The sequence below is a fragment of the Peribacillus sp. NPDC058002 genome (assembly GCF_042886655.1).
Classification (GTDB): domain Bacteria; phylum Bacillota; class Bacilli; order Bacillales; family DSM-1321; genus Peribacillus; species Peribacillus aracenensis.
Genome location: NZ_JBHVQU010000447.1, coordinates 1 through 1,876, shown reverse-complemented (window position 1 = coordinate 1,876; position 1,876 = coordinate 1). Strand labels below are relative to the sequence as shown.

The following is a 1,876-nucleotide window of genomic DNA, read 5'->3' as shown; positions in this document are numbered from 1 at the left end:
CAATAATATGACAGAGTTAAATATGAGGAGTTTCTTTTGTTTGAATGTCGATTTTATGTATGATGTTAAATGTTCTCGTTTTATGTTTTATGACTTCTTCTTTAAAGGTTATTTTCTTATTTGACTTATCTCTTCGGGGATGGTCTCACCAAAAGCGCAAATAAGGAACCTTTTAAAAACCCTCCCATTCAGCACCTTTCATAAGGCCCACCCTTGGGCCTGTACAACTGTACTACGTAACGTCATACGGTATCAGCAAGGCTACTAAATAGGGGGATTTGGAGAATTGGATTGGAATAGTATATTATATGCTCAATATTCCAATTAGTGTCGAATAGTGATAAATATCAACATCAGCCCCTTATACCCTACCACGCACAACCTCAAACCCAACCCATGTTGGGATATGGACCCTATTCAACGCCGAAGGCCTAAGGACGACCTACCGGGAATCTTGATTTCCAGTAGGGTAATTATGACTCCGGAAGGCTGTGGTGCTAGATTTAGAATGCAGTACTAATCTAATGATAGACAAAAAGGGGTCCGCATTTCTTTACTTAATGAATGCGAACCCCAGTTTTTTAAGGAGACCCTCTGAATGAGAGTCCATCTTTAAAGCATTTCATTGATACTTCTCATAAAGTCTTTCATAACGATGGATAATTTCCCTTTCGCTTCCTTCATCGAGCTGCCTTTAACACCGAAATAAAATTTAATTTTAGGCTCTGTTCCCGAAGGTCGTAAACATATCCATGTGCCATCTTCAAGAAAGTATTTTAATACGTTCGATTTTGGGAGCTTGATTGCCTCTTCCCTATTTGACGCAAACATGTATTTTTTCCTGCTTAGATAATCCTCTTGAACCAATACTTGAAGATCAGAAATTCGATCTGGTGGATTTTCACGGAATTCATTTAGAATCGCTTCAATTTGTCTTGCACCTTCAATCCCTTTTAAAGTTAACGATTGCAAACCTTCCAAGTAATATCCATATTTATCGAACACATCCATTAAACCTTCATACATCGTTTTGCCTTGCTTTTTGTAATAGGCACAGACATCCACTGCCAGAATGGTAGCCTGTATGGCATCCTTATCTCGAGCAAAATCTTTGATTAGATATCCATAGCTTTCTTCATAGCCAAACAGGAAAGAATGTTCTCCACTTGTGTGGTATTCATTGATTTTTTCAGCAATGAATTTAAATCCAGTTAAAACATCTACTGTTTTTAAACCATTTTGCTCCGAAATCGCCCTTCCTATTTCTGAAGTCACGATGGTCTTTAATACGACTCCATTTCCAGCAAGAGTCCCTTTCTTTTGTTTTTGTGAAATTAAATAATCCAAAAAGAGAGCGCCGGTTTGGTTGCCTGTTAATACGACATACTCTCCAGCATTATTTTTCACGCTAATACCGAGCCTATCCGAATCCGGGTCGGTGGCAATCAATAAATCAGCGTCGACGCGGTTTCCAAGCTCAATGGCCAATTCAAAAGCAGCATGTTCCTCTGGATTAGGGACTTTAACGGTAGGAAAGTTAGCATCGGGCATTTCCTGTTCTTTAACAATATGGACATTTCGATATCCTAAATCATGCAAAGCACGTTTTACTGATTGATTGGCTGTACCATGAAGCGGTGTAAACACGAGCTTTACATCGATCTCATCTGCTAACGTTGGATTTTCCGGAATAGTGAGCAATTGCTCATTATAAGCAGTATCCAGCTCCTCCCCGATGATTTGAATGAGTCCTCTGTCCTCTAGGATTTCTTCTTCCTCAACTACAATGGAAAGCTCACTTTCAATCGCGTTCACGTAATTAATGACTTGATCCGCCGCTTCAGGAGGTAGCTGTGCCCCGTCTGATCCGTACACC

Annotated in this window: 1 protein-coding gene; it reads right to left on the bottom strand. The window is 39.8% G+C overall.

What is annotated here, in order from left to right; genetic code table 11:
- Positions 1–612 precede the first annotated feature (612 nt).
- A partial coding sequence (locus ACFVSH_RS26155) for a phospho-sugar mutase (RefSeq protein WP_387708713.1) occupies positions 613–1,876 on the bottom strand: 1,264 nt, incomplete at its 5' end.